The 24738-nt window shown below is 67.0% G+C and carries 27 protein-coding genes and 1 tRNA gene; 12 read left to right on the forward strand and 16 right to left on the reverse strand.

The genetic code is table 11. The annotated features are described in order from the left end of the window. Window positions 1-40: 40 nt before the first annotated feature. Window positions 41-430, reverse strand: a complete 390-nt coding sequence (locus CSW62_RS07590; protein ID WP_099576539.1) for a helix-turn-helix domain-containing protein — start codon at window positions 428-430, stop codon at window positions 41-43. A 126-nt stretch (window positions 431-556) separates the two neighbouring features. Between CSW62_RS07590 and CSW62_RS07595 the strand changes: the two genes are divergently transcribed. After that, window positions 557-1498: a lysophospholipid acyltransferase family protein gene (locus CSW62_RS07595; protein ID WP_099576540.1), complete on the forward strand. Its 942-nt coding sequence runs from the start codon at window positions 557-559 to the stop codon at window positions 1496-1498. A 10-nt stretch (window positions 1499-1508) separates the two neighbouring features. Here CSW62_RS07595 and CSW62_RS07600 read toward each other — a convergent pair whose 3' ends face one another. The 5 genes from CSW62_RS07600 to CSW62_RS07620 form a co-directional block, all read right to left on the reverse strand. Next, on the reverse strand, window positions 1509-2027 hold the full coding sequence (locus CSW62_RS07600; RefSeq protein ID WP_099576541.1) for a response regulator: 519 nt from the start codon (window positions 2025-2027) through the stop codon (window positions 1509-1511). A gap of 134 nt (window positions 2028-2161) precedes the next feature. Further along, window positions 2162-3013 carry a M23 family metallopeptidase gene (locus tag CSW62_RS07605; protein ID WP_099576542.1) on the reverse strand — a complete coding sequence of 284 codons (852 nt, stop codon included), beginning with the start codon at window positions 3011-3013 and terminating at the stop codon, window positions 2162-2164. Next, window positions 2998-3213, reverse strand: a complete 216-nt coding sequence (locus CSW62_RS07610) for a DUF2093 domain-containing protein (protein WP_099576543.1) — start codon at window positions 3211-3213, stop codon at window positions 2998-3000. The genes CSW62_RS07605 and CSW62_RS07610 overlap by 16 nt, the downstream gene beginning before the upstream one ends. 28 nt (window positions 3214-3241) lie before the next feature. Continuing rightward, complete coding sequence (gene xseA / locus CSW62_RS07615) at window positions 3242-4768, reverse strand: exodeoxyribonuclease VII large subunit (RefSeq protein ID WP_099576544.1); 1527 nt, start codon at window positions 4766-4768, stop codon at window positions 3242-3244. 92 nt (window positions 4769-4860) lie between these two features. After that, window positions 4861-5394, reverse strand: a complete 534-nt coding sequence (locus CSW62_RS07620) for a GcrA family cell cycle regulator (protein WP_099576545.1) — start codon at window positions 5392-5394, stop codon at window positions 4861-4863. A 239-nt stretch (window positions 5395-5633) separates the two neighbouring features. On the opposite strand from CSW62_RS07620, the gene CSW62_RS07625 reads away from it, so the two are divergent. From CSW62_RS07625 to CSW62_RS07640, 4 genes are all read left to right on the forward strand, one after another. Beyond that, window positions 5634-6455: an ABC transporter permease gene (locus CSW62_RS07625; protein ID WP_099576546.1), complete on the forward strand. Its 822-nt coding sequence runs from the start codon at window positions 5634-5636 to the stop codon at window positions 6453-6455. A gap of 152 nt (window positions 6456-6607) precedes the next feature. Continuing rightward, window positions 6608-7828, forward strand: a complete 1221-nt coding sequence (locus tag CSW62_RS07630) for an aspartate aminotransferase family protein (protein WP_099576547.1) — start codon at window positions 6608-6610, stop codon at window positions 7826-7828. A 116-nt stretch (window positions 7829-7944) separates the two neighbouring features. Next, window positions 7945-8880: an ornithine carbamoyltransferase gene (argF, locus tag CSW62_RS07635; protein ID WP_099576548.1), complete on the forward strand. Its 936-nt coding sequence runs from the start codon at window positions 7945-7947 to the stop codon at window positions 8878-8880. 47 nt (window positions 8881-8927) lie between these two features. Beyond that, complete coding sequence (locus CSW62_RS07640) at window positions 8928-9839, forward strand: Hsp33 family molecular chaperone (protein ID WP_099576549.1); 912 nt, start codon at window positions 8928-8930, stop codon at window positions 9837-9839. 18 nt (window positions 9840-9857) lie between these two features. Here the strand turns inward: CSW62_RS07640 and CSW62_RS07645 are convergent, their stop codons facing one another. The 4 genes from CSW62_RS07645 to metZ all read right to left on the reverse strand — a co-directional run bounded on the left by CSW62_RS07645 (window position 9858) and on the right by metZ (window position 13098). Continuing rightward, window positions 9858-10511 carry a hypothetical protein gene (locus CSW62_RS07645; RefSeq protein ID WP_143324354.1) on the reverse strand — a complete coding sequence of 218 codons (654 nt, stop codon included), beginning with the start codon at window positions 10509-10511 and terminating at the stop codon, window positions 9858-9860. Between the two features lie 98 nt (window positions 10512-10609). After that, window positions 10610-11257, reverse strand: coding sequence for a hypothetical protein (locus tag CSW62_RS07650; RefSeq protein WP_099576551.1), 648 nt, complete (start codon window positions 11255-11257; stop codon window positions 10610-10612). 211 nt (window positions 11258-11468) lie between these two features. After that, a complete protein-coding gene (apaG, locus tag CSW62_RS07655) occupies window positions 11469-11933 on the reverse strand; it encodes a Co2+/Mg2+ efflux protein ApaG (protein WP_099576552.1) in 465 nt (154 codons plus the stop codon). Continuing rightward, entirely contained in the window at window positions 11914-13098 is a 1185-nt protein-coding gene (gene metZ / locus CSW62_RS07660) for an O-succinylhomoserine sulfhydrylase (RefSeq protein WP_099576554.1), read from the reverse strand. Before metZ ends, apaG begins: the two co-directional genes overlap by 20 nt. A 178-nt stretch (window positions 13099-13276) precedes the next feature. On the opposite strand from metZ, the gene CSW62_RS07665 reads away from it, so the two are divergent. The 6 genes from CSW62_RS07665 (at window position 13277) to CSW62_RS07690 (ending at window position 17795) form a co-directional block, all read left to right on the forward strand. Then, window positions 13277-14305, forward strand: a complete 1029-nt coding sequence (locus tag CSW62_RS07665) for a 2'-deoxycytidine 5'-triphosphate deaminase (RefSeq protein WP_099576556.1) — start codon at window positions 13277-13279, stop codon at window positions 14303-14305. 336 nt (window positions 14306-14641) lie between these two features. Next, the gene (locus CSW62_RS07670) at window positions 14642-14944 is read left to right on the forward strand and encodes a hypothetical protein (protein ID WP_099576557.1); all 303 of its coding nucleotides are present in this window, start codon (window positions 14642-14644) and stop codon (window positions 14942-14944) included. A 127-nt stretch (window positions 14945-15071) separates the two neighbouring features. Continuing rightward, window positions 15072-15659: a hypothetical protein gene (locus CSW62_RS07675; protein ID WP_099576559.1), complete on the forward strand. Its 588-nt coding sequence runs from the start codon at window positions 15072-15074 to the stop codon at window positions 15657-15659. Continuing rightward, window positions 15656-15850 (forward strand): helix-turn-helix transcriptional regulator, encoded by a 195-nt coding sequence (locus CSW62_RS07680; protein WP_099576561.1) that lies wholly within the window; start codon window positions 15656-15658, stop codon window positions 15848-15850. The genes CSW62_RS07675 and CSW62_RS07680 overlap by 4 nt, the downstream gene beginning before the upstream one ends. A 102-nt stretch (window positions 15851-15952) precedes the next feature. Beyond that, the gene (locus tag CSW62_RS07685; RefSeq protein WP_099576562.1) at window positions 15953-16843 is read left to right on the forward strand and encodes an alpha/beta fold hydrolase; all 891 of its coding nucleotides are present in this window, start codon (window positions 15953-15955) and stop codon (window positions 16841-16843) included. 61 nt (window positions 16844-16904) lie between these two features. Then, window positions 16905-17795: a TraB/GumN family protein gene (locus tag CSW62_RS07690; RefSeq protein WP_099576564.1), complete on the forward strand. Its 891-nt coding sequence runs from the start codon at window positions 16905-16907 to the stop codon at window positions 17793-17795. Between the two features lie 12 nt (window positions 17796-17807). Here the strand turns inward: CSW62_RS07690 and CSW62_RS07695 are convergent. Next, window positions 17808-17882 (reverse strand) — tRNA-Gly (locus CSW62_RS07695). 249 nt (window positions 17883-18131) lie between these two features. Between CSW62_RS07695 and CSW62_RS07700 the strand changes: the two genes are divergently transcribed. Then, window positions 18132-18533, forward strand: coding sequence for a helix-turn-helix domain-containing protein (locus CSW62_RS07700; RefSeq protein WP_255408388.1), 402 nt, complete (start codon window positions 18132-18134; stop codon window positions 18531-18533). 13 nt (window positions 18534-18546) lie between these two features. Here the strand turns inward: CSW62_RS07700 and CSW62_RS07705 are convergent, their stop codons facing one another. From CSW62_RS07705 to CSW62_RS07725, 5 genes are all read right to left on the reverse strand, one after another. Next, window positions 18547-20397: an ATP-binding protein gene (locus CSW62_RS07705; RefSeq protein ID WP_099576568.1), complete on the reverse strand. Its 1851-nt coding sequence runs from the start codon at window positions 20395-20397 to the stop codon at window positions 18547-18549. A 161-nt stretch (window positions 20398-20558) separates the two neighbouring features. Continuing rightward, entirely contained in the window at window positions 20559-21395 is an 837-nt protein-coding gene (locus CSW62_RS07710; protein WP_199170710.1) for an alpha/beta fold hydrolase, read from the reverse strand. Window positions 21396-21744: 349 nt separating this feature from the next. Next, window positions 21745-22077, reverse strand: a complete 333-nt coding sequence (locus CSW62_RS07715; protein ID WP_099576571.1) for a calcium-binding protein — start codon at window positions 22075-22077, stop codon at window positions 21745-21747. A gap of 138 nt (window positions 22078-22215) precedes the next feature. After that, entirely contained in the window at window positions 22216-23433 is a 1218-nt protein-coding gene (locus CSW62_RS07720) for an RtcB family protein (RefSeq protein WP_099576573.1), read from the reverse strand. Between the two features lie 354 nt (window positions 23434-23787). Then, complete coding sequence (locus CSW62_RS07725) at window positions 23788-24726, reverse strand: prephenate/arogenate dehydrogenase family protein (RefSeq protein WP_099576574.1); 939 nt, start codon at window positions 24724-24726, stop codon at window positions 23788-23790. Between the last annotated feature and the right edge of the window lie 12 nt (window positions 24727-24738).

The raw sequence follows: 24738 nt of genomic DNA on the forward strand, positions 1-24738 counted from the left end.
CGGGGTTTAACGCCCCCGCCGCAGGTACGCTACCAATGACTTACGCGTCGGCGTGCTCGTGAGCGCCGCCGTTCAGCGACTTGGCCAGGTCCAGCAGGCGACGGCGCGGACGCTCGCCCAGCAGGTAGTAGGCGCGGATCAGGTCCAGCGTCTCCTTGCGGGCGAACATCTCGCCGCCTTCCGCCGCCTCGCCAGCGCTCTCGCGGCGAACGTCCGACAGGCCGTCGTAGAAGTAGCCGACCGGCACTTCCAGGGCCTCGGACAGTTGCCACAGACGCGCGGCGGAGATGCGGTTGGCGCCGCACTCATATTTCTGAATCTGCTGGAAACGCACGCCGACGGCGCCGGCCAGTTGTTGCTGGGTCAGGCCCAGCAGACGGCGGCGGCGACGCAGGCGCTTGCCCAGGTGCGTATCAATGTCGTTTCCCATGGAAGCAGTCCCCACTAGCTCTTCCCAACCCGTCCCGAAACGGAACGGTCTGGGTTGACGGTCGCAAGTCGCGTGCCGGGCGAGGCGACGTTGCATGAGGCGTGTCCGCGAGCCTAAGAAGAACCCATGTCGGATAAGCGTCAGCCCTGGGTGCAGGACCTTCTATGGCGGTTGGAAGCCCTGGGCTTCGACCTCTTTATCGGCGTCGTGCGCCTGATGGGCGTGGATCGCGCTTCGGATTTCGGCGGCTGGCTGGGTCGCACGTTCGGACCCATGAGCGGGGCCCACAAGGTCGCGACCCGGAACCTGAAGCTCGCCTTCCCGGACAAGGACGCCGCCTGGCACGCGCGGATCCTGGACGAGCAGTGGGAGGGCCTGGGCCGCTCGTTCGCTGAGTTTCCCTTGATGGACAAGATCCTGCCGTCTACCGGGCGGGTCGAGGTGGTCAATGCCGAGCGCCTGGCGCAGATCGCCGAGCAGAAGGTCCCGGTGGTGTTCGTCTCGGGGCACCTGTCGAACTGGGAGGTGATGCCCGCGGCCATCGTCGACAGCGGCGTGATCTGCGAGATGACCTATCGCGCGGCCAACAACCCCTATGTCGACAAACGCATCCGCGACAGTCGCTTCCGCTATGGCGTTCGCCTGTTCGCGCCCAAGGGCGGCGATGGATCGCGTGAGCTGCTGAAGGGCATGATGGAGGGCCGATCGGTCGCCCTGATGAACGATCAGAAGTTCAACAGCGGCGTGGCGGCCCCGTTCTTCGGCCACGACGCCCGCACCGCGCCGGCGCCGACGCGGATGGCGATCCGTTTTGGCACGGTGCTGCAGCCGATGTCTGTTCAGCGCCTGAAGGGCGCGCGGTTCCGGGCGGTGGTGCACGACCCGATCGTCCCGCCCAGCACCGGCAATCGCACGGCCGACATCGAGGCGGGGGTGCGGATGATCAACGCCTTCATGGAAGAGCGCATTCGCGAGCGGCCGGCGGAGTGGTTCTGGGTCCACCGTCGCTGGCCGAACGAGGTCTATGCGGCGCTGGCCGAGCGCGAGCGCGCGGCTGCCCAGGCTTAGAGTCGGGCGCCTAGATTTCCAGCGTGTCCGCGGTCGCGTCCTTCTCGCCGGAGCGGCGGAAGGGGCCGTGGTGATGCGGGTCGACGCGGCGACGGCGGCAGGGGCCAAAATAGTCCGATGATCGAATGAATGGCCGCGGGTGGAAGATCACCGTGTTGATCCGATCCAGCAACGACCGGGCCGTCACCGGTTTGACCACGACCTCGGTCACGCCGGCGTCGCGCGCTTCGAACACGCGGTGACGCTCGGCGAAACCGGTCAGCATGATGATCGGCAGGAACGGGTCGACGCTGTCGGGCGAGTTGCGGACCAACTGGGTGAACTGCACGCCGTCCAGCGGGCTCATCTTGAAGTCGACGATCGCGATGTCCGTCTGCCAGTCGCGCAGGATCTGCAGGCCCTCGGCCCCGTCCATGGCTTCACGAATGTGGCGAACGCCCACGCCTTTCAGGATCGCCGAGACGATCGACCGGATGTGCTGGTTGTCGTCCACCAGCAAAAAGCGCAGCTTTTCCAACGCCGCCGACATGCGGGAGCCGCCTCCTTAAAAATCTCGCGGAAACACCAGAACGCGGGCTGCTCCCACAAGCGACCGCCCGTCCCAATAGCGGCGGCATAGCTAGCGAATGAATGAAAATCGCGCCAGAGGCGAATTGTAAGATTTTAAGCACGGAAGGGACCCGCGCCGACCAGCAGGGACGGGTCCAGATTGCGCCCGCGCCATTTCATGCGCCAGCATAGATGCGGTCCGGTCGCGCGGCCTTCCTTGCCCGTCTCGGCGATCAGCTGGCCCTGAGTGACGTAAGCGCCCGTCGGGACAAGGATTTTCGACAGATGAAGATAGGCGGTGACCAGGCCCTGGCCGTGATCGACCAGGACGAGACCGCCCTCATAGTGCAATCCGGTCTCGGCGAAGCACACCAGACCGCCGGCCGGCGCGCGCACCGGCGTGCCGACGGGTGTCGCCAGATCAACCCCATAATGGGGACGCTTGGGCTCGCCATTGAGTATCCGCTGGCCGCCGAAGCGGGCCGAGCGCCTCGCCCCGACGACCGGAAGGATGAAGCCGTCGCGGAATCCCTCCAGGTCGGCCTGGCTGGCGAAGCCGGCGACCTTGCGGAGGTTCTCGGCGGTGATCCGCTCCAGCAGCACCGGGTCAGTCGGCGTGACCTGCTCGGGCGGCAGGCCGTCGATGCGCTGGATGTCGAAATCGCCGACCGCGATGGCGCGCTCGTCCGTAGCCGAACCGTCGGGCGTGGTGACTGTCAGTTTGCTGATCGGCGGCGCGTCGCGGTCGAAGCCGATCACGAACCAACCATTGGCCGAGGCGGTGGTCTGCGCCAGGCCGTCGATATCGATCAGCGCGCGCGGCGTTGTGCGCCCCACGGCGTAGCCGCCTTGGATGAACTTGCCCGTCATCGACAGGCCCGGCGCGGCGGCGCGGGCCGTCGTCGTCAGAGCGGCGGAAAGCGGCAGCGCGGCCAGGACCGCGCGGCGGCTCAGGCCGCCTGCCAACGCTTCAGAGCTTCGGCGGGACCGGCATAGGCTTCCTGGTGCTCGGGGCTCCAGTAGCGCAGAGCCTCCAGCGGGATCTGCTTGTTGGTGATGGCGCACAGCACGAAGCGGCCGGGGCTGAGCACGGCGAACTCGCCGTCGCCATAGTGCAGGACGGCGAGGCCGTCGGACTTACCGAGATCACGATCGAAAGCGTTCATGGCTTTTACTCTACGCCAAACCGGGGCTTCAGAACAGATCGCCTTGATCGATCGGCGGCGCTGCCGGCTTGGGGCGAGGCTTCGTCGCGGGCGCGGCTGCGGGCGTGGGCGGCGGGACAAATCCGCCTTCGCCGTCGATCACTGCGTCGCGGTCGCCGCTCTTGAACTTCAGGTTCACGCGTTCGCCGGAGACAAGGTCGGCCGCCGAGCGGGCCAGCGTTCCGTCGCCCTTGCGGACCAGGGCGAAGCCCAGCTCCAGCGGGCGTTCGGGGTTCAGCGACTGGCGCAGCTTTTCCAGGCCGGACAAGCGGTCGACATCGCGCTGCAGGCGACGTTCCCCCGCCGCGTTCAGGCGATGCCAGAGGGCGGGGAGGCGGGCGTGCTGAGCGACGCGGTCGGGCGCGCGGCGGGCGGCAAGGTCCAGGCGGCGGCCAAGGTCGGTCACGCGCTCGGCCTTGGTCGCATGCTGGCGGCGCAGGGCGTCCGGCGTCAGGCGCGCGGTGACCTTCAGCAGTTCCTGGGCGTGGACGGTGGTGTTGCGGTGCAGAGCCGCGTCCAGGCGTCCCGACGCGATGTCGAACCGCTGCTGGGCCAGGGCCAGGATGTCGTCCGGACGGGGCAGGCCACGCGCGGCGCTGACCAGGCGCGTGCGACGGTCCTCGATCAGGCGCGCGCCCGATCGGTTCAGGCGGCGGTCCAGATCCGAGATCAGCGCGCGCAGCTCGGCCAGCACCGGCGTCGCCATCTCGGCGGCGGCGGTCGGCGTGGGCGCGCGGCGGTCGGAGACGAAGTCGATCAGGGTGGTGTCGGTCTCGTGGCCGACGGCCGAGATCAGGGGGATGGTCCCCTCGGCGACCGTGCGGGCCAGGCCTTCGTCGTTGAACGCCCAGAGGTCCTCCACCGAACCGCCGCCACGGGCGACGATCAGGATGTCGGGGCGCGGCACGGGACCGCCGGGCGCGATGGCGTTGAAGCCGCGAATGGCCGCGCTGACCTGGCCGGCGGCGGCGTCGCCCTGGACGACGCACGGCCAGACCAGCACCTGGCACGGCCAGCGGTCGCGGATGCGGTGCAGGATATCGCGGATCACCGCGCCGGTCGGGCTGGTGATGACGCCGACGACGGTCGGCATCGAGGGCAGGGGCTTCTTGCGCTCCGGCGCGAACAGACTCTCGGCGGCCAGCTTGGCCTTCAGCCGCTCGAGTTGCGCGAGAAGCGCGCCGACGCCGGCGGCCTCCATGCTGTCGATGACGATCTGGTAGCGCGAGCCGGCCGGATAGGTGGTGATCTTGCCGGTGACGATGACCTCGAGGCCATGCTCGGGCCGCACGCCCAGGCCCCGGACATTGCCCTTCCAGACCACGCCGTCGATCGCGGACTTGTCGTCCTTGATGGTCAGGTAGACGTGGCCATTGCCGTGGTGGGTGACCTTCGACAACTCACCCCGCAGCCGCACGAAGCCGTACCGGTCCTCCAGCGTCCGCTTCAGGGCGAAGGCCAGCTCGGAGACCGAATAGGGCGGGGCGTTGGAATCGTTCGGCGCGAGGTCCGTCATCCGCTCTATCTAGAACGTCCCCCAGAAATGGAAAATCCCGGACGGTCTTTTCGACCGTCCGGGATCCGCCGCCTGAGAGACTATTATTCTTCTTAGATGTAGCGGCGAAGCGAACGGGCGAGCTCGGTGGCGCCGCCCTTCTTCTTGGTCTGCTGCGGCTGGTAGGCCACACGGGCGTGCTCGACGCAGTAGGGGCCTTCCGACGAGCGGCGGCCGCAGAAGGTGAAGCCGTCCGTCGAAGGATCGCCGATCGGCCACTTGCACATGTGCGCGCCCAGGGTCAGCACGGTGGCCGAGCCCGGCTCTTCATGGCGGAAGGCCGGCAGCGACGGAGGCGTCGAGTTCGAGGCCGAGACTGCCGGAACCGACGACGGCGCTTCGACCGGCGTCACGCGACGCGGGGCCGATGGCATGGCCTGGGCGGCCGGACGCGCCGGACGCGGAGCCTTGAAGGCCGGACGCGCCGGTTGCGAGGGAGCCGCGCGGCCCGAAAGGCCCAGGCGGTGCACCTTGCCGATGACGGCGTTGCGCGTTACGCCGCCCAATTGCTTGGCGATCTGACTGGCCGAAAGGCCGTCCAGCCAGAGCTTCTTCAAGGTCGAAACCCGTTCGTCGGTCCAGCTCATAACCCGTCTCCGCCGTTTCGATGGAGGTGAAGCGCGTCCCCACGCTCCTCACCCCATATCTGGTGATCAAACCGCCCCGCCGGCGGTCGTCCTACTAGATATCGTAAAGAATGTGTTAAGGCGCACAATAGGCGGTAACGACTCTGTCCACAGAAACAAGATGTTGATTCAGGCAAGCCCAAGCTTGCGGAAAGGCGCCCCAGGGCGCACATGGCCAAACAACACAACGGGTTGAGCGTATGAGAGACATGGCCAACAGCGTCATTCCGCCGCAGCCGCGCGACTATCACGGCTGGAATTGGTCCGGGTTCGTCACGCTGTATCAGCGCGAAATCCGCCGGTTCTGGAAGGTCGGCACCCAGACGGTGGCCGCGCCGGTGGTGACGACGCTGCTCTACATGCTGGTCTTCGTGGTCGCCGTGGGCGCCAGCCGGCCGGCCGTGGGCGGGGTGACCTTCGGCCATTTCGTGGCCCCGGGCCTGATCATGATGGCGATCCTGAACAACGCCTTCGCCAATTCCTCTTCGTCGCTGATCCAGGCGAAGATGATGGGCCTGACGCCGGACTTCCTGACGCCGCCGTTGTCGGCGCTGGAGCAGGTGCTGGGCTTCGCTTTGGGCGCGGCGACGCGCGGTGTCGTGGTCGGGGCGGTCACCGCCCTGGTCATCGGGGTGCTGCCGGGCGCTGGGCTGCAGCTGGCTCACCCCTGGGCCATTACCTATTTCGCCGTGACGGCGTCGCTGATCCTGGGCCTGGCCGGCATATTGGCTGGCCTGTGGGCTGAGAAGTTCGACCAGCTGGCGGCGGTGACCAACTTCGTGATCATGCCGATGACCTTCCTGTCGGGCACCTTCTACCTGGTCGACAAGCTGCCCGAGCCGTTCCGTTCGGCCAGCCATTTCAACCCGTTCTTCTACCTGATCGACGGCTTCCGCTACGGCTTCATCGGCCATGCCGACGGTTCGCTCCTGATCGGCGTGATCAGCATGGGCGTGCTGACCATGGGCATGTTCCTGTGGTGCTGGCGCCTGTTCGTCACCGGCTATCGCCTGAAGAGCTGAGGCCCCGCCGCCGACGATCCGGAAATTCGTCGGTTTTTCAGCGGCCTTCACAGTCCCTTGATTGACAGGACGGCGTTCCACGGCGACAACCTGCGGCCTTCCGGTCCCCGTGCTCACGCGCGGGGGCTTCTTTCCTTTTTGGGAGGCCGGTCTTGAGCACCGCGACGTCGTCCAACCCCTCGCAGCACCACATCATGGGCGTCTATAACCGCGCCCCGCTGGCGTTCGAGCGAGGCCGAGGCGCGCGCCTGTTCTCGACGGACGGCGGCGAATATCTGGACTGCGTGGCCGGCATCGCCACCGACGGCCTGGGCCACGCCCACCCCGTCCTGGTCGAGGCGCTGAAGACCCAGGGCGAGAAGCTCTGGCACGTCTCCAACATCTATCGCATCCCCGAGCAGGAAGAGCTGGCCGACAAGCTGTGCGCCCATAGCTTCGCCGACGTGGTGTTCTTCACCAACTCGGGCACCGAGGCGATCGAGTGCGCGCTGAAGACGGCCCGCAAGTATCATACCGCCAACGGCCAGCCCGAGCGGACCGAGATCTACGGCTTCGACGGCTCGTTCCACGGCCGCTCGTACGCGGCGGTCAACGCCTCGGGCAATCCCAACTATGTGGAGGGCTTCGGCCCCCGCCTGCCGGGCTACAGCCAGCTGACCTTCGGCGACCATGACGCCCTGAAGGCGGCGATCGCCAACCCGACTACGGCGGCGATCATCGTCGAGCCCGTGCAGGGCGAGGGCGGCGCGCGCTCCATCCCCGAGCACTGCCTGGTCAGCCTGCGCCAGCTCTGCGACGAGCATGGCGTCCTGCTGATCTATGACGAAGTGCAGTGCGGCATGGGCCGGACCGGCAAGCTGTTCGCCTACGAATGGGCCCCGGGCGGCGAGCCGCACATCATGGCCATCGCCAAGGCCCTGGGCGGCGGCTTCCCCATCGGCGCCTGCCTGGCCACGAATGAAGCGGCCAAGGGCATGGTCGTGGGCGTCCACGGCTCGACCTTCGGCGGCAACCCGCTGGCCATGGCCGTGGGCAAGGCGGCCTTCGACACGATCAATACGCCCGAGATCCTCGACAACGTGAAGGCCGTCGCCGGCTACTTCACCCAGCAGCTGAACGGCCTGAAGGATCGCTTCCCGGACGTCATCGTCGACATCCGCGGCAAGGGCCTGCTGATCGGCGTCAAGCTGGTGCCGAACAACCGCGAGTTCATGGTCCTGGCGCGCGATCAGAACCTGCTGATCGCGGGGGGCGGCGACAACTGCGTGCGCCTGCTGCCGCCGCTGAACCTGACCATCGAGGAAGCCAGCGAGGCGATCTCCAAGCTGGAAAAGGCTTGTGAAGTCGCGCGCGCCAAACTGGCGTCGGCTTAAACCCTCACTTCTTTCCGCTCTTCCCGGCGAAGGCCGGGATCCAGATCAAGCCCGCTGAATTCCCGGATGTATCTGGGCCCCGGCTTTCGCCGGGGAGAGCGGGCAGGGGGACGGCAATGACCCAACCTAGGCACTTCATCGACCTGTGGAAGCTGGACGGCGCGACCCTGCGCCTGATGCTGGACGACGCCCACGCCCGCAAGGCCGCCCGCAAGGGCTGGCCGCAGGGCAAGGTCGACGCCGACGCGCCGGCCAAGGACCGGGTGCTGTCGATGATCTTCCAGAAGAACTCGACCCGCACGCGCTTCTCGTTCGACGCGGCCATGCGTCAGCTGGGCGGCAGCGCCATCATCTCGACCTCGTCTGACATGCAGCTGGGCCGGGGCGAGACCATCGAGGACACCGCGAAGGTGCTGTCACGCATGGTCGACGCGGTGATGATCCGCGCCAACAGCCACGCCGACGTCGAGCGCTTCGCCCAGGTCGCCACCGTGCCGGTGATCAACGGCCTGACCGACAAGAGCCACCCGTGCCAGATCATGGCTGACATCCTCACCATCGAGGAGCATCGCGGCCCGATCGCCGGCAAGACCATCGCCTGGGTCGGCGACGGCAACAATGTCTGCTCCAGCTTCATCCACGCCGCGCCGCTGCTGGGCTTCGAGCTGAAGATCGCCTGTCCGGCGGTCTATCACGCCGACCTGCACGACCTTGCCCGCGCCGAGGGCCTGCAGGGCAAGGTCAGCATGACCACCGACGTCAAGGCGGCCGTCGCCGGCGCCGACGTGGTGGTGGCCGACACCTGGGTCTCGATGGGCGACACCGACCACGACGAGCGTCTAGCCGCGCTGGAGCCCTATCAGGTCGACGACGCCCTGATGGATCTGGCGGCGGGCGACGGCGTCTTCCTGCACTGCCTGCCGGCTCACCGCGGCGAGGAAGTCACCGACGCCGTGCTGGATGGACCGCGCTCGCTGGTCTGGGACGAGGCGGAGAACCGCATCCACGCCCAGAAGTCCGTGCTGGCCTGGGTGTTCGGGGCGATCGGGTAGGGCGGTGCTCTCGCAATTCTTGGCGTGTGACCCTATCTAGCCTCCCCATGACCGACATCGCCCCCACTCCAGGCGTCCTCGACGACGTCGTTTCCGCATTCCAGATCGAAGGCCTCCCCGTGCGCGGCCGCGTGGTCCGCCTGGGCGACGCCGTCGACCAGGTGCTGACCCGCCACGCCTATCCGGAACCCGTCGCCAACCTGCTGGGCGAGGCCTGCGCGCTGGCGGCCCTGGTCGGCTCCAGCCTGAAGTTCGAAGGCCGGCTGATCATCCAGGCCCAGGGCGACGGTCCCGTGCGCTATGTCGTGGTCGACTATGACACCAGCGGCGGCCTGCGCGGCTACTGCCGGTTCGATCCGGAAGAGGTCGCGGCCCTCTCGGAAGGCTTCACGCGTCCGGGCGCCAAGACCCTGCTGGGGGGCGGCGTGTTCATCATGACCCTGGACCAGGGCGCGGACATGGATCGCTATCAGGGCGTCACGCCGATCGAGGGCGAGACCCTGGCCCTGTGCGCCGAACAGTACTTCGCCCAGTCGGAACAGACCCCGACCCGCGTGCGCCTGGCCGTCGGCCAGGTCGACACCGGCGAAGGGCCCAAGTGGCGCGCCGGCGGCATCCTGATCCAGATGATCGCGGGCGATCAGTCCCGCGGCGACACCCAGGACGCCTGGACCCACGTCCAGGCCCTGTTCGAGACCACGGGCGAGGACGAGCTGGTCGACCCGACCCTCACGACCCCGACCCTGCTGTGGCGGCTGTTCAACGAGGACGGCGTGCGTCTCCTCGAGGAGAAGCCGATGCGGGCCTTCTGCCGCTGCTCGGACGAGCGCATCGCCGTGGTGATGGACTCGTTCTCGGCCGAGGAAGTCGCCGACATGGTCGAGCCCGACGGCAAGATCCACGTGACCTGCGAGTACTGCTCGCGCGTCTACAAGCTGGACGCGCCGGCGGCGGCTTAGCCGCCGGGCCTGACGTCGTCACTCATAGACGACGGTGTAGGCGCCGTTCGCTTCCTGGATCACGGTGGCGGTCGTCTCCGGGCGGCCGGTGAAGTCGATCGCTGCGTAAGCTGGCGGCGCCGCATCCACATCGCAGACAGGGCTAGACGCATCGGCGCTGTCGGCGACGTAGAATTTCACGATGGGCGTGATGGTGTATTGCTCGTCTGGCAGGCCCGCGGAGGCCTTTATGGGCGAGGGGATGCTGCTGCCGTTCTCGCTGGCCGAGCCGAAGACAAAGTTGCTCGCCGGCGTGAAGTTGGTGTTTGACCCGATCGAGAAAGATCCGTTCTGCGGTTGACCGGGACTGCTCATGCCGACGAAGGCTGGCTCGCCGGCGCCAGCGAAGGCTAGCGTGTCGTTGCTGCTGGAATCCCCAGCGGTCACGTCGCGGGGCTCCGGTATCGCGCCTTGGTCCAGAGGTTCGGTTTGCTGGATCTGATAGGCATAGGCGCCTTCGGTATAGGTCACCGTGTCAAAGGAGCCATGTGTGAGTCTATCGACGCTCGCCCAGGCGTTCTCATAGACTTGCTGTAATACGCCCCGGTCCTCGATGTCGGGCGGCTGCAGGAACGCCACGTACGACTTCATGGCTCCTGACTGATTGAGAATCTTAATGGTGTAGGTGGCCACGTCGTACCTCCCTCAAGGTGTGCGCTTCTTCATAACTCATGTCGCTGCGGATGGTGATCGCGGGCGGGCTCTTGTCGGGCCGCTGCTTCATGCGGGTGTCAGCTGTAGCTCACCGCGAAGCTTCCGTCGGCGTGCTGAAGCACGGTCGCGGTGCTGTAGGGCGTGCCGGTGAAGTCGACGGCGGCGCTATTCGAAACCTGAGCCACGTCGATCACCTCGCCGGCGGCGTAGGCCCCGTCGGTGACGTAGAACTTGATGACGGGCGTGACGTTGTAGGTCTCGTTCGGAAGGGCCGAGAAGGTGGCGACGGGCGCGGGGATCGGCGAGCCGTCCGGTTGAGCCAAACCGAAGACGAAGCCGTTCAGCGGCGTGAAATCGGTCCCGGCGACGATCGAGAACGAACCGTTGCTCGCCTGGCCAGGGCTCGTAAGGGACTTGAACCCCGTCATGCCCGTATTGGTGAACGTCACCGTATCGCAGGTCGCCGTGTTCACGGCCATGACGCCGCCGGAATCCACCACGGCGCCCAGGCTCAGCCTGTCCACCGAAGACCAGTAAGCGTAGGAATTCTCGGTGTAGACGACTGAGTCCCAGCTGCCTGGCGTAAGGTTGGCGAAGGTGACCCAGGCGTTGGCGAAGACTGGTGTCGCCCCGCCCGTGGACGCCACCGCTGGCGGCGCCATGAAGATCACATAGCTCTGAGCAGCCGCAGACTGGTTGTAGATCCTGATCGTGTAGGTCGCCATGGCGGACTCCCGAGGGTTCGGGCGAGGCTGCGCACGCCGCGCAATAGCGTCGCCGCCCTCCCAAGCGGCGCCATTAGGAATCGAAAATCCAGCACATTGCAATCTATGATGTTAAGTCAGTTTGTTTCTCGTTCGACGCGTGAACGCGAAAGGCCGGCGCCCTTCGGGCGCCGGCCTTCGAGGACCGCGATAGGGCTTCGGCGATGGAAGCCTAGTTCAGCTTCGCCGCCGCGCCGGGCAGGTGCAGGGAGAACTCGGGGATCTCGACCTCGAACATTTCGCCCTGGTCGGTGACCATCTGGTAGCTGCCCTTCATCGCGCCGGACGGCGTGGGCAGGGGGCAGTTGGAGACGTAGCGGAAGGCCTCGCGCGGCTTCAGCTCCGGCTGCTCGCCGACCACGCCCGAGCCCTCGACGTCGTTGACGCGGTTGAAGGCGTCGGTGATCGACCAGCGGCGGGCGACCAGGGTGACGATCTCGGCCCCATGGTTCTCGATCTCGACCGTGTAGGACCACAGATAGAGGCCCTGATCCGGCGAGGACTCTTCGGCCGCATAGACCGGGAAGACGCGCACGAGGATGTCGCGCGTGCGGGCCTCGTAGGCTCCGGCGTCCTGGCCGCGACGGCGGCGCATCCGCTGCATCGGCGGGGAGGTTTCACGCCTGATCGAGCGCACGGATCACATCTCTCTGAAGGTCGGCCAAGCTTTCCAGGCCCACGGACAGGCGGACGCCGCCCTCGGTCACGCCCAGGGACGGACGCTGCTCCTCGGGCACCGAACGGTGGGTGGTGGTCGGCGGGTGGGTCGCCATCGACTTGGCGTCGCCCAGGTTGTTGGAGATGTCGACGATCTCCAGCGCGTTCAGGAACTTGAAGGCCGCCTCGCGCGAGCCGAGATCCATGGCGATCACGGTGCCGCCGCCGCTCATCTGCGCCTTGGCGACGTTGTGGCCCGGGTGGTCGGTGCGGAACGGGTAGAGCACCCGCTGCACCTTCTTGTGCTCGGCGATGGTGTTGGACAGGGCCAGGGCGCTGTCGGCCTGACGGCGGACGCGCAGGTCCAGGGTCTCCAGACCCTTCAGCATCACCCAGGCGTTGAACGGCGACAGCGACGGACCGGTGTGGCGCAGGCTGTCGCGGTAGAATTCCTCGTTGATCGCCTCGCTGGTCAGGATGGCCCCGCCCAGCACGCGGCCCTGGCCGTCGATGTGTTTGGTGGCCGAGTAGACGACGACATCGGCGCCCAGTTCCAGCGGCTGCTGGAAGATCGGGGTGGCGAAGACGTTGTCGACGATGACCTTGGCGCCGACCGCGTGGGCCATTTCCGAGACGGCGCGGATGTCGGTGATTTCCAGGACCGGGTTCGAGGGCGTCTCGATCAGCACGGCCTTGGTGTTCGGGCGGATCGCCGCTTCCCATTCCTTGAGGTCGGTGGCGTCGACGAAGGTGGTTTCGACGCCGAAGCGCGGCAGCCACTCGCTGATGATCCAGCGGCACGAGCCGAACAGGGCGCGGCCAGCCACCACGTGGTCGCCCGCGCGGACCAGGCCCATCAGAGCGCTGTGGATCGAGGCCATGCCGGTGGCCTGGGCGCGGCACACCTCGGCGCCTTCCAGCAGGGCCAGGCGATCTTCGAACATCTTCACGGTCGGGTTGTTGAACCGCGAATAGACGAAGCCCGGATCCTCGCCGGAGAAGCGGCGATCGGCGGCCTCGGCGCTGTCGTAGGTGAAGCCTTGCGTCAGATAGAGCGCCTCGGCGGTCTCCATGAACTGCGACCGCGCGATGCCCCCACGAATGAGCTTCGTCGCGACGTCCCAGTCTTTTGGATCCTCGGCCACGGGCCTGCCTCTCTACGCTTGAAACCGCCGGCATAAGGAGCGGCGAGGGGGCCTTGGTCAAGCCTGAACGCCCCGTCCGCGAGCGGAGAATTGTCACGGGCGAAAATCACATTGTCACGGGCGAACGGGCGTCTCTCCCGCCTTGCCTTTGTGGCGCGGTTTCGCGAGTGTCGCGCCGATGACCGACGCCCACGCCGCAGGGATTCTGCCCTGCCAGACCATCGAGGACCTGATCGCCGAAGAGGCGATCACCTCGGCCACGCCTTTCGACACCGATCAGGTGCAGCCCGCCAGCCTTGACCTGCGGCTGGGCGCGCGCGCTTGGCGTGTCCGCGCCTCGTTCCTGCCGGGCTTGGGCCGCCGTGTGGTGGAGCGTCTGAAGGACGTGGCCATGCACGAGCTGGACCTGACCAAGGGCGCGGTGCTGGAGAAGGGTTGCGTCTACATCGCCGAGCTGCAGGAAAGCCTGGCCTTGCCGGGCAATGTCTCGGCGCGGGGCAATCCCAAGAGCTCGACCGGCCGGGTGGACGTCTTCGTGCGCCTGCTGACCGACCACAGCCGCGCCTTCGACGATGTGGACGCCGGCTATGACGGCCCGCTCTATATAGAGATCGCTCCGCAGACCTTCTCGGTGCTGGTGCGCTCGGGCACGCGGCTGAACCAGCTGCGTCTCAAGCGCGGCGAACCGGCCAAGCTGTCGATCAAGAGCGTGGGCGTGGACCTGACGCCGGGCCTGAACGGCCTGGTCGGCTTCCGCGGTCGCCGTCACGCCGGCGTCGTCGACCTGGATCACGAGGACGGCCACGACCCGCGCGACTACTGGGAGCCGCTGGAGGCCCGTCACGGCGAGCTGCTGCTGGATCCCGGCGAGTTCTACATCCTGGCCTCGAAGGAAAACATCGAGATCCCGGTGCTGGAAGCGGCCGAGATGACCCCGATCGACCCGTCGGTCGGCGAGTTCCGCGTCCACTATGCCGGCTTCTTCGATCCGGGCTTCGGCACGGAAGAGGCCCTGGCGACGGGCTCCAAGGGCGTGCTGGAAGTGCGCAGCCACGAGACGCCGTTCCTTCTGGAGGACGGGCAGACCGTGGCCCGGCTGGTCTATGAACCACTGACCGCGCGACCGGTCCGCCTCTATGGCGAGGGCGGCTCGCACTACCAGCGCCAGGGTTTGAAATTATCCAAGCATTTCAAGGCTTGGAGCTGACCTCCAGCGCCTTGAGGCGTTAGGTCGCGGACCCCGTTCACTCGCGCCTTACCAAGCTAGCGCTTACCTGAAGGTCCGATTTGATAGGGCCTTGGAGTACGCGCGTCATGTCTGGAAGCGCCTGTCGGTCGAGGGCTGTCTGCCCCTGTGAAGGCGCGCGACCATGTCGTCCGCAGGCTGCCGCGAGGGTGTCGCAGCCGCGCCGCGCGGCAACGCGCCGCACCACATCTAGTGGACAGTCGGTGCCGTTACACAAATTCTAGTCCTCGTCCTCGCTGGCAGCGACTCACTGAGTCGCCGGGCGGCGAGACCGGTAAACTCTCCACGGAGGCCACCTTGGCCCGCATCGCACATGATCGGTTCCTGATCCTGCAAGGCCGCGTCGAGGCCTGGGAGCGGTGCGCGCGCATCCCCGGCTGCGACAAGGCTGTCTGGCGCCAGGACGCCGAAGGCCGGGTGATCCGCTGGGCCGACTTCGGCGATCGCTTCTCGCGCTACGGCTGGGAAGTGGTCAGCCGTCCGCGTCCGGGCGTACTGGGCCGGGCCCTGGCGGTCAAGCGCCTGGAGGCCATCCACTGGCGCGGCCTGACCCGCGACGGACTGTCGGCTGACCCGTTCCTTGACCGCAAGGCGGCCTGAGAACCTTCCGGAACATCAAGTGTCTCCGTCATTTAGTCGTGTTCGCGCGACAAAATGACAACCTTGCTTGACATGATTGCGCTCCGGTGTGACAAGTTCGCTTGTCAAATTGCGAGGGGTGCTTGTCATGGATGACGACGCAAAGCCGAAATGGACCAAGTGGGCCCTGTTCGCTGTCGGCGCGGTGGCGCTGTCGGCGATTCCGTTGTGGCTGGGCTTGGCCCGCCCGCTCTCGGGCACGCCGATGCTGGTGGCCATGTTGGTCTGGGTCTTGGTCTACATGGCCTATGTCTATGTCGGCTCGTCGCGACTAAAGGCCGGCAAGATCGGGCCGGTCATGAAGCGCTATCGGCGCCGCCTGGCTGTGGCGATGCTGGCCTACACCGTGATCCTCGTTGGCTCGCTGTCGCTGTTGCGCGGCGACCATCTCACCGGACCGCTGCTGTGGATCGTGGCCGCCGCGCCGGCGATCCCGATCCTGGGCGTGCTGGTCGTGATGGGTCTCTACCTGAAGGAAGAGCCCGACGAGTTCGAGCGGAGGATCCACGTCGAGGCCATGCTGTGGGGTCTGGGCGCGGTCCTGGGCGTCAGCACTGTCTGGGGTTTCCTGAGCAATGCCGGCGTCATTCCCTCGCCGCCGCTGTTCCTGGTCTTCCCGCTGTTCTGCCTGGCCTGGGGCTTCAGCCAGCCCCTGATCCGGAGGCGGTACCAATGAAGAACCGCCTGAAGGTGCTGCGCGCCGAACGCGACTGGAGCCAGGCCGACCTCGCCGAAAAGCTCCAGGTCTCCCGCCAGACCATCAACGCCCTGGAGACGGGCAAGTACGATCCCAGCCTGCCGCTGGCCTTCAAGATCGCCCGGTTGTTCGAACAGCCGATCGAAGCGATCTTCCAGGACGACCTCTAAGCCGCGCCCTTTAGGCCGGCTCCCCCACCGACTTTCCTTTCACACCGCGTCCGGCGCTGAGCGCCGAGCCTTTCGCACGTCCCTATTCAAGGAGAACACACCATGTGCACGCCCATGCCGCGCTTTCGTTTCTTCGTCATGCTGATGGCCATCATGGCCGCCTGCGGTGTCTTCGGCGGCAATCATGCCCACGCCGCGGATCGCATGACCGTCACCGTCACGGGCAAGGGGCCCGACGTCATTCTGATCCCGGGCCTGGCCTCGTCCGCAGCAGTCTGGGACGAGACCGTCAAGCAACTGGCCCCGACCCACCGGGTCCACGTCGTCCAGGTCGCGGGCTTTGCCGGCGCGCCGGTGGCCGGCAACGCCGAGGGGCCGGTCGTCGAGCCGTTGGTCGAGGCGGTCGACGCCTACATCAAGACCAATCACCTGAAGTCGCCGGCCGTCATCGGCCACTCGATGGGCGGCTTCACCGGCCTGATGCTGGTCAGCCGTCACCCGGAGGACGTCAGCCGCCTGCTGATCGTCGACAGCCTGCCCTTCTTCGCGTCGCTGTTCTCGCCGACCGCCACGGCCGAGAGCATGAAGCCCCAGGCCGCCGCCATGCGCGACGCCACGACCTCTATGAGCGCCGATGCTTTCGCCAGCCAGCAAGCGATGACCGCGCCACGCTACGTCAAGTCGCCGGAAGGCCAGAAGCTGATGGTGCAATGGTCCGTGGCCTCGTCGCAGTCGGTCGTCGGCCGCGCCATGTACGACCTGCTGACTACCGACGCCCGCGGCGCGCTGCCGGCCATCAAGACGCCGACGACGCTGCTCTATCCCTACGATCCGGCCTTGGGCGCGCCGACGGCGATGATCGACAAGACCTATGCCGACGCCTATGCGGGCCTGCCGGGCGTGACCCTGAAGCGCATCGACGACAGCCGCCACTTCATCATGATCGACCAGCCGAAGGCCTTCGCCGACGCGGTCCAGACCTTCTTGAAATAGGCCGCCTTGAAGTAGATCGCGGCGCGGTCCAAGCATGGGGCCAACGGTCAACGGGGGTCCCATGCCGCGCAATCTTTACCGGTCGGCCCGTCGCGTCGCGGCGGGTCTGATCTCTGTCCTGGCGCTGGGTTTCGCCGGGACCGCCCTGGCCGAGCCGGCGCTGTGGAAGATCCACGACGCGGACTCGACCATCTATCTGTTCGGCACGATCCATGTGCTCAAGCCCAGCACGGTCTGGCGCTCGCCCAGGATCGACAAGGCCCTGAAGGACAGCGGCGACCTCACCCTGGAGATCTTCGGCGCCGACGACCCAGCGGTGATGCAGCCGCTGGTGCTGAAATACGGCCTGGACCCGAACAACCCTCTGTCGGGCAAGATCGACGCCGCCGCCTTCCAGAAGGCCTCGGGCCTGGCCCAGGCCGGCGGGGTGCCGCCGCAGTTGCTGAACGCCATGCGGCCCTGGCTGGCGGCGGTGCAGCTGTCGCTAATCCCGGTGATCAAGGCCGGCTACGATCCCAAGAGCGGCGTCGAGCCGATCCTGGCCGCCGAGGTCAAGGCCGCCGGCAAGCCGGAAGGCGCCTTCGAGACGCCGGAGCAGCAGATCCGCTTCTTCGCCGACCTGCCGGTCAAGACCGAGGTGGAGTTCCTCAGCTCGACCCTCGACGAGGCCGATGAGGGCGTGGACAAGATCGACAAGATGGTCGCCGCCTGGGCCGCCGGCGACACCGCCGCGCTGGAGACCGAGTTCGTCACCGAGATGAAGGGCCAGTACCCCGAACTCTACGACCTCTTGATCACCAAGCGGAACCAGAACTGGGCCGGCCAGCTGAAGACCAAGCTTGCGGGCAAGGGCGTCAGCTTCGTCGCCGTCGGCTCGGGACACTTGGTCGGTCCGGACAGCGTCCAGGTCCAGCTGGCCAAGCTGGGGATCAAGACCGAGCGGGTGGAGTAGGGGGAAAAACCTTGGAGCGGGCGGGGGGAATCGAACCCCCGACATCAAGCTTGGGAAGCTTGCGTTCTACCTCTGAACTACGCCCGCCAAAGGGACGCTCCGTTTAGCCTGGGATGTCCGCCTACTCAAGCCGCCTTGATGCGGTCGAGCTTCGGATCGCGCGGTCAAGCTGACCCAATTGCGCCGCACAGTTCGTCTTCCTGTCCGGCGTGAGACGGACAGGGAGTTGATCGCCGCGTGGAAGTCCCTACGGAAATCGCTCGGAAAGCAGAACCGAGCCGAAGCCCGCCGCGCCTGGCGTTCGGCGAGGTGACGGTCGATATCGAAAGCCGCCACGTGCGAACCGCCACGGACTCAAGCAGACTGGAACCGGGGGCCTGTGATCTGTTGCGGACCCTGGTGGCGCGGCCGGGACTGACGGTCTCGCGCGAGCATCTGATCGAGACGGTGTGGGGCCAGGACGAAGGCTCCGCCGGGATCCTCAGCCACGCCGTCTCCACGCTGCGCCAGGCCCTGGGCGACGACGACCGCGCGCCACGTTTCATCGAGACGGTGCCTGGGCTCGGCTATCGCTGGATCTTCGAGGAGCCGCCCGAGCGCTTGCGCCCGCTGTCCTCGCGCTGGGTGGGACGGGTCTGGGCGGCCGGTGGCGCGGCGCTCGCGGCCGTCGTGGGCGGACGTGATGGGACAGGCGCCCGCGCCGTCGTCGCCGGGCCGCGAACCGGCCATCACCGGTGAGATCGTCGAAGCCTCAGTGCTTGGCCCCGCAGCGGGTCAGCATGTGGGCCAGGGCCGAAGCCTCGATAGGCTTGGGCAGGACGTCGTCCATGCCCGCGTCGCGGTAGCTATCGGTTTCCTCTTCCAGCAAACTGGCGGTCACCGCCACGATCGGCACCCTTGAACGGCCGGCGCGGGTTTCTTCCTCGCGGATCGTCCGGGTCGCTTCGATGCCGTCCATCACCGGCATGTGGACGTCCATGAAGATCGCCGTCCACGGCTCGCGACGCCACGCCTCGACGGCTTCCTGGCCATCGGCGGCGAACGCGCAGGCGACGCCGAACGACCCCAGAAGGGCCTCCATGATCCGACGGTTGGTGGCGTTGTCGTCGACGACAAGAAGTCGCGGCGCGCGCCCTGCGACGCCCTCATCATGTTCCGTTTCCGCAAGCGTGTCCCCCTCCTCCGCGATGATCGGGCAGGGGACTACGAGGCGGAAAACGGAGCCCTTTCCTGGAGTCGAGGAAACGGTCATTTCGCCGCTCATCCGGCTGACGAGGCTCTGGCAAAGCGCCAGGCCGACACCCACGCCGCCAATCTCCCGCGTGGACGAATCGTCGCCCTGGCTGAAGCGCTCGAAGATCGCCGCCAGTTTTTCGGGAGGCACGCCGTCGCCCGTGTCGCTGACTTCGATGAGGAGACGGTCGCCCTGTCCCGCGATGCGACAATCGACGCCGCCCTCGCGGGTGAATTTCAAGGCATTGGTCAGCAGGAGGCCGATCGCCTGGCGGAGGCGGTTGATGTCCCCGCTTCGCGTCTCGCGCTCCGCCGCTTCCAGCAGCATGGTCAGTCTCAGATGCTGGGCTTCCGCCGAGGGGCGGTGCAGGTCGTCGAGGGACTGAACCAGGGTCGCCAGGGGGAATGGCGCGGTCTTCAGCTCCAGTACGCCGTCGTCCAGCCGCGACAGGTCCAGCACGTCGTCGATCATCTGGCGCAGGCGACGCGCGGAGTTCTTCATCTCCAGCACCTGAGCCCGCTGCGTTTCGATCAGTTTCGACCGGGTGAGGATCTGGCCCACGCCGAGGATCGCGTTGAGGGGGGTGCGCATCTCATGGCTCACGGTCGCCAGGAAGCGGGACTTCGCCCGGTTGGCGGCTTGGGCCTGATGGGTCGCCAGCTCCAGTTGCCGCGTGCGGAGCGCCACGCGTTCCTCCAGCGCCCGGTTTAGGACGTTCAGGTCCGAGCTTCGGCGCGCCAGGGCCTCCATCAGCTCATGGTTTTCGTCGCGAAGTTGAATGGCGTCGACCAGCAGGCGGTGGTTGTTGCGATGCCCCGCCAGCATCACCAGGCAGAACATCGCCCCCAGCAACCCCAGCGGCGTCTCCGAGCGTGAGGCGAAGAGCATGGTCAGGGAGGCGGGTAGAAGGATCAGGCAAATATAGAGCCGCCCCGTGATCTTCATGGGCGATAGAACCCCCGTCGCGCCGCCGGCCAGGGCCGACAGCACCACGATCGTCACGTACCGGGTGCGCTCGCTGTCGACCGGGAAGCGCGCGCACGCCAGGAGCGCCCATAACCCGGCGCTGACCAGAAGGCCCGCCGAGAACATCGCCGAGATCACATCCAGTCGTTCGGCCAGGACGCCGCCCCGCAAGGCGGAGATCAGAAGCAGATCGACGACGAGCCTCAGCGCCAGGACGGCCAAGGCGACGCCCAGCCATATCCGGTAGAAGCCCGCTTCCGTCGGCGCGGCCGCCAGGGTGACGCCGATCGCCGCCGCGGCCTGCACGGCCATGGTCGCCTTGCTGTTGCGGGAGGCATGGCCAAGCAGCGCCAAGCCCATTGGGTTGTCACGGATGGGGACAGTAGCTTGCGCGAGGGGCATCGACCGCCTCCGTAGAACAACGTTTTCTCCGCCCTCCTATGGTCAAGTTCCCCGGATGAGTCACGGCGCGGGGCGAGCGACATAGCGACGCGCTAGACGGCAAACGGCCCGGAAACCATGTTCCGGGCCGTCGCTGGCAGGACAGGCGTTGGCGCTCAGGCTCAGGCCTTGATGAAGGCCAGCAAGTCCGGATTGATGATTTCCGGATGGGTGGTGGCCATGCCGTGCGGCAGCCCGGGATAGGTCTTCAGCGTGCCCTTCTTCAGCAGCTTGATGCCCAGCCGGGCGCTGTCGTCGATCGGCACGATCTGGTCGTCCTCGCCGTGCATCAGGAACACCGGCACGTCGGCCTTCTTCATGTCCTCGGTGAAGTCGGTCTCCGAGAAGGCCTTGATGCAGTCGTAGTGGGCCTTGGTTCCGCCCATCATGCCCTGGCGCCACCAGTTCTCGACCGTGGCTTGCGACACCTTCGCGCCCGGGCGGTTGAAGCCATAGAACGGGCCCGCCGCCACATCGTGGAAGAACTGCGAGCGGTTGGCGATCTGGGCGGCGCGGAAGCCGTCGAACACCTCGATCGGCAGGCCGCCCGGGTTCTTGTCGGACTTGACCATGATCGGCGGCACGGCGCCGATCAGCACGGCCTTGGCGACGCGGCCCGGCTTGGCGCGGGCGACGTAGTGGATCACCTCGCCGCCGCCGGTCGAGTGGCCGACGTGGACGGCGTTCTTCAGGTCCAGATGGTCGGTCAGGGCCGCGACGTCGGCTGCATAGGTGTCCATCTCGTTGCCGGTGTCGGTCTGGGTCGAGCGACCATGGCCGCGGCGGTCATGGGCGATGACCCGGAAGCCCTGGCCCAGGAAGAACATCATCTGGTTGTCCCAGTCGTCCGCGCTGAGCGGCCAGCCGTGGTGGAACACGATGGGCTGGGCGGTCTTGGGACCCCAGTCCTTGTAGAAGATCTGCGTGCCGTCCTTGGTGGTGATGAAGCCGCTGCTCATGTTCGAAGCTCCTGGAGGAATGGCGGCCGCCGCGACGGCCGGATTGGCGAGGGTAGGGAGAGCGGCCATGGCGCTGAGCGCCAGCCCGCCGGCGAGCACGCCGCGACGCGAGGTTTCGATCGGTTCTTTGGCGTCCATGGTCTTGCCCCTGGTGTGTGACCGCCGCGCGAAGCGGCGCGCCGTCGTTCTGCGAGACGGACATTGGCCCAGGAGGGCGAGCCGGGATTGGACAGCCTGGACGTGGTTTGAATGTTCATGAGGCTAGTCGGTCGAAGCGTGCGTCGACCGGGAACGCAAAACGCCGCCCGGCGAACCGGGCGGCGTTCGAAAGCGTCTCGGATGGGAGCGCCTAGTTGCCTTGCGGCGGGCCTTCCGGCGGCGGGCCGGGAGGCGGGCCGCCGTCTTGCGAACGGCGGGCGCGCATCTTTTCGAAGGCGGCCTTCAGCTCTTCCAGGGTGACCTTGCCGTCGTTGTTGGCGTCGATCATGGCGAAGCGGTCGGCCGGACGGCCCGTGGCGTCCCACTCGGCCTTGTCGACCGCGCCGTCGCCATTGGTGTCCCAGCGCTTGAAGATGTCTTCCGGCGCCGGCATGCGGCCGGGCGGCGGGCCTTCCTGAGCCAGGGCGGCGCCGCCGGCCAGGGTGGTGAGCGAAGCGAGCGCGACGAGAAGCGTGCGGCGCATGGTGGGTTTCCTTCCCCGATAGATGTCCCTGCCAGCGTGGATGAGCCGCGATTGTTGCGGCCTTATTTCGGGATTGGGGCGGGAAAGGGCGGGGCTTAACGCGAAACGCCGCCCGGTCTCGCGACCGGACGGCGTACGCTATCCCTTCACGCACACGACTTGGCGCAGCGTGTGCACGATATCGACCAGATCGGCCTGGGCGGCCATCACCGCGTCGATGTCCTTGTAGGCCATCGGCGTTTCGTCGATCACGTCGGCGTCCTTCCGGCACTCGACGCCGGCGGTGGCCGCCACGTGGTCGGCGAGGGTGAAGCGCCGCTTGGCTTCGTTACGGCTCATCGCCCGTCCGGCGCCGTGCGAGCACGTGCAGAACGAGTCCGGGTTGCCCTTGCCGCGCACCATGAACGACTTGGCGCCCATCGAACCCGGGATGATGCCCAGCTCTCCGGCCTTGGCCGACACCGCGCCCTTCCGGGTCAGGTAGACGTCCTTGCCGAAGTGCTTTTCCCGCGACACGTAGTTGTGGTGACAGTTCACCGCATGCTCGGTCACGGTCAGGTCCGGGAACGTCTTCTTCAATACGCCCAGCACCTGCTCCATCATCACTTCACGGTTGGCCAGCGCGTACTTCTGCGCCCAGGCCACGGCCCGCACGTAGTCGTTGAAGCCGTCGCTGCCTTCCGCGAAGTAGGCCAGGTCTTCGTCGGGCAGGTTGATGAACCACCGGCGCATCTCGTGCTTCGCCCGTTCGATGAAGAACGTCCCGAACCGATTGCCCACGCCCCGGGACCCCGAGTGCAGCATCACCCAGACATCGCCCGCCTCGTCCAGGCACAGCTCCACGAAGTGGTTGCCGGTGCCCAGCGTGCCCAGGTGGCCATAGCCGCGGTGGTGAGCCGCCTTCGGATTGCGCGCGACGATGTCGTCGTACCCGTCCTTCAGGCCCGCCCACTTCTCGGCCGCGATGGCCGGCGGCTCGACTTGCCAGGCGCCTTTGTCGTTGCGCCCGCCGTTGTCGGTCCGGCCGTGCGGTACGGCGGCTTCGATATCCGACCTAACGCCGAACAGGTTGTCCGGCAGGTGCTCGGCCCGGATCGAGGTGCGCACCGCCATCATGCCGCAGCCGATGTCGACGCCCACCGCGGCCGGGATGATCGCCTTGTAGGTCGGGATCACCGAGCCCACGGTCGCGCCCATGCCCCAGTGCACGTCCGGCATGACCGCCACGTGCTTGTGGATGAACGGCAGGCTGGCCACGTTGCGCAGCTGCTTCAGGGCGGAGTCCTCGATCGGCACGCCTTGGGTCCACGCCTTGATCGGCGCGCCGTCACTTTCGATATGCGTGAAGCCACTCATGGGCTTCTCTCCTCTTGCTCCCCCTCCTGGCGGCGGGCCGGCAAGTGTTTCCGCACAAACGAAAAACCCCTCCGGCTCAGGCCAGGAGGGGCTTTTTCGGACTTCCCGAGTTCAGTCGAACCCTAGACCGTGATCCCCTCCAACGCGCACGCTTCCACGTACTCGACCTGGCGGTCGAGCATGGTGAACAGCTGCGAATTGGTTGGGGCTTTGTGCGCCACGGTTCTCTTCCTTCGGGAGGCGGCCGATTACAGCGTTCGGTGATCGCGGGCTAGTGGGCCGACGCGGAAGTTGAGCTGGTGTGGCTGGACGGGCACAGGGGGCTAGTCTCCCGCGTGGGGGAGGATATCCGCCTCAGTGCTTGCCGCGATCGCGGCCGAAGTTCGGTTCAGCGCTTTCCTGGCCGGCCGCGACGATGCCCCGGCGGATGGCCCGCGTTCGGGTGAAGTGGGCGTGCAGGGTGTCGGCGTCGCCCCAGCGGATGGCGCGACTCATGGCCTGCAGGTCCTCGGTGAAGCGGCCCAGCATCTCCAGCACCGCGTCCTTGTTGGCCACGAAGATGTCACGCCACATGGTCGGGTCGCTGGCGGCGATGCGGGTGAAGTCGCGGAAGCCCGAGGCCGAGTACTTGATGACCTCGTTCTCGGTGACGTTCTCCAGGTCCGCCGCGCTGCCGACGATCGTGTAGGCGATCAGGTGGGGCAGGTGGCTGACGACGGCCAGCACCAGGTCGTGATGCTTTTCCTCCATCAGCTCGACCTGGGCCCCGAAGGCGCGCCAGAAGGCCGACAGCTTGGCGACGGCGGCGGCGTAGTGCTCGTCGTCGCTGTCGAAGGGGGTCAGGATCGTCCAGCGGTTCTCGAACAGCTCGGCGAAGCCGGAGTCGGGACCCGATTGCTCGGTCCCGGCGATCGGGTGGCCGGGGATGGCGTAGATCTTCGACAGGTCCTGGGCGCGGAAGGCCTCGCCGACATTGGCCTTGGTCGAGCCGACATCGGTCAGGGTGGCGCCGGCCTTCATGGCGGGGATGACGACGGCGGCCAGTTCAGGGATCGAAAGCACCGGGGTGGCGATGACCACCAGGTCGGCGTCCTTCACCGCCTCGGCGATGTCGCCGGTGACGTGCTCGGCGATGCCCAGTTCGACCACGCGGGCGCGGTTGGCCTCGCTGGCGTCGACCACGGTGACCTCGCCGACGACGCCGTGCTCACGCGCCGCGCGGATCACCGAACCGCCGATCAGGCCGCAGCCGATGACGGTGAGCTTGGGGTAGAGGAGACCGGGGTTAGACATGGACAAGGCTCA

The sequence above is a fragment of the Caulobacter sp. FWC2 genome (assembly GCF_002742625.1).
Lineage (GTDB): Bacteria > Pseudomonadota > Alphaproteobacteria > Caulobacterales > Caulobacteraceae > Caulobacter.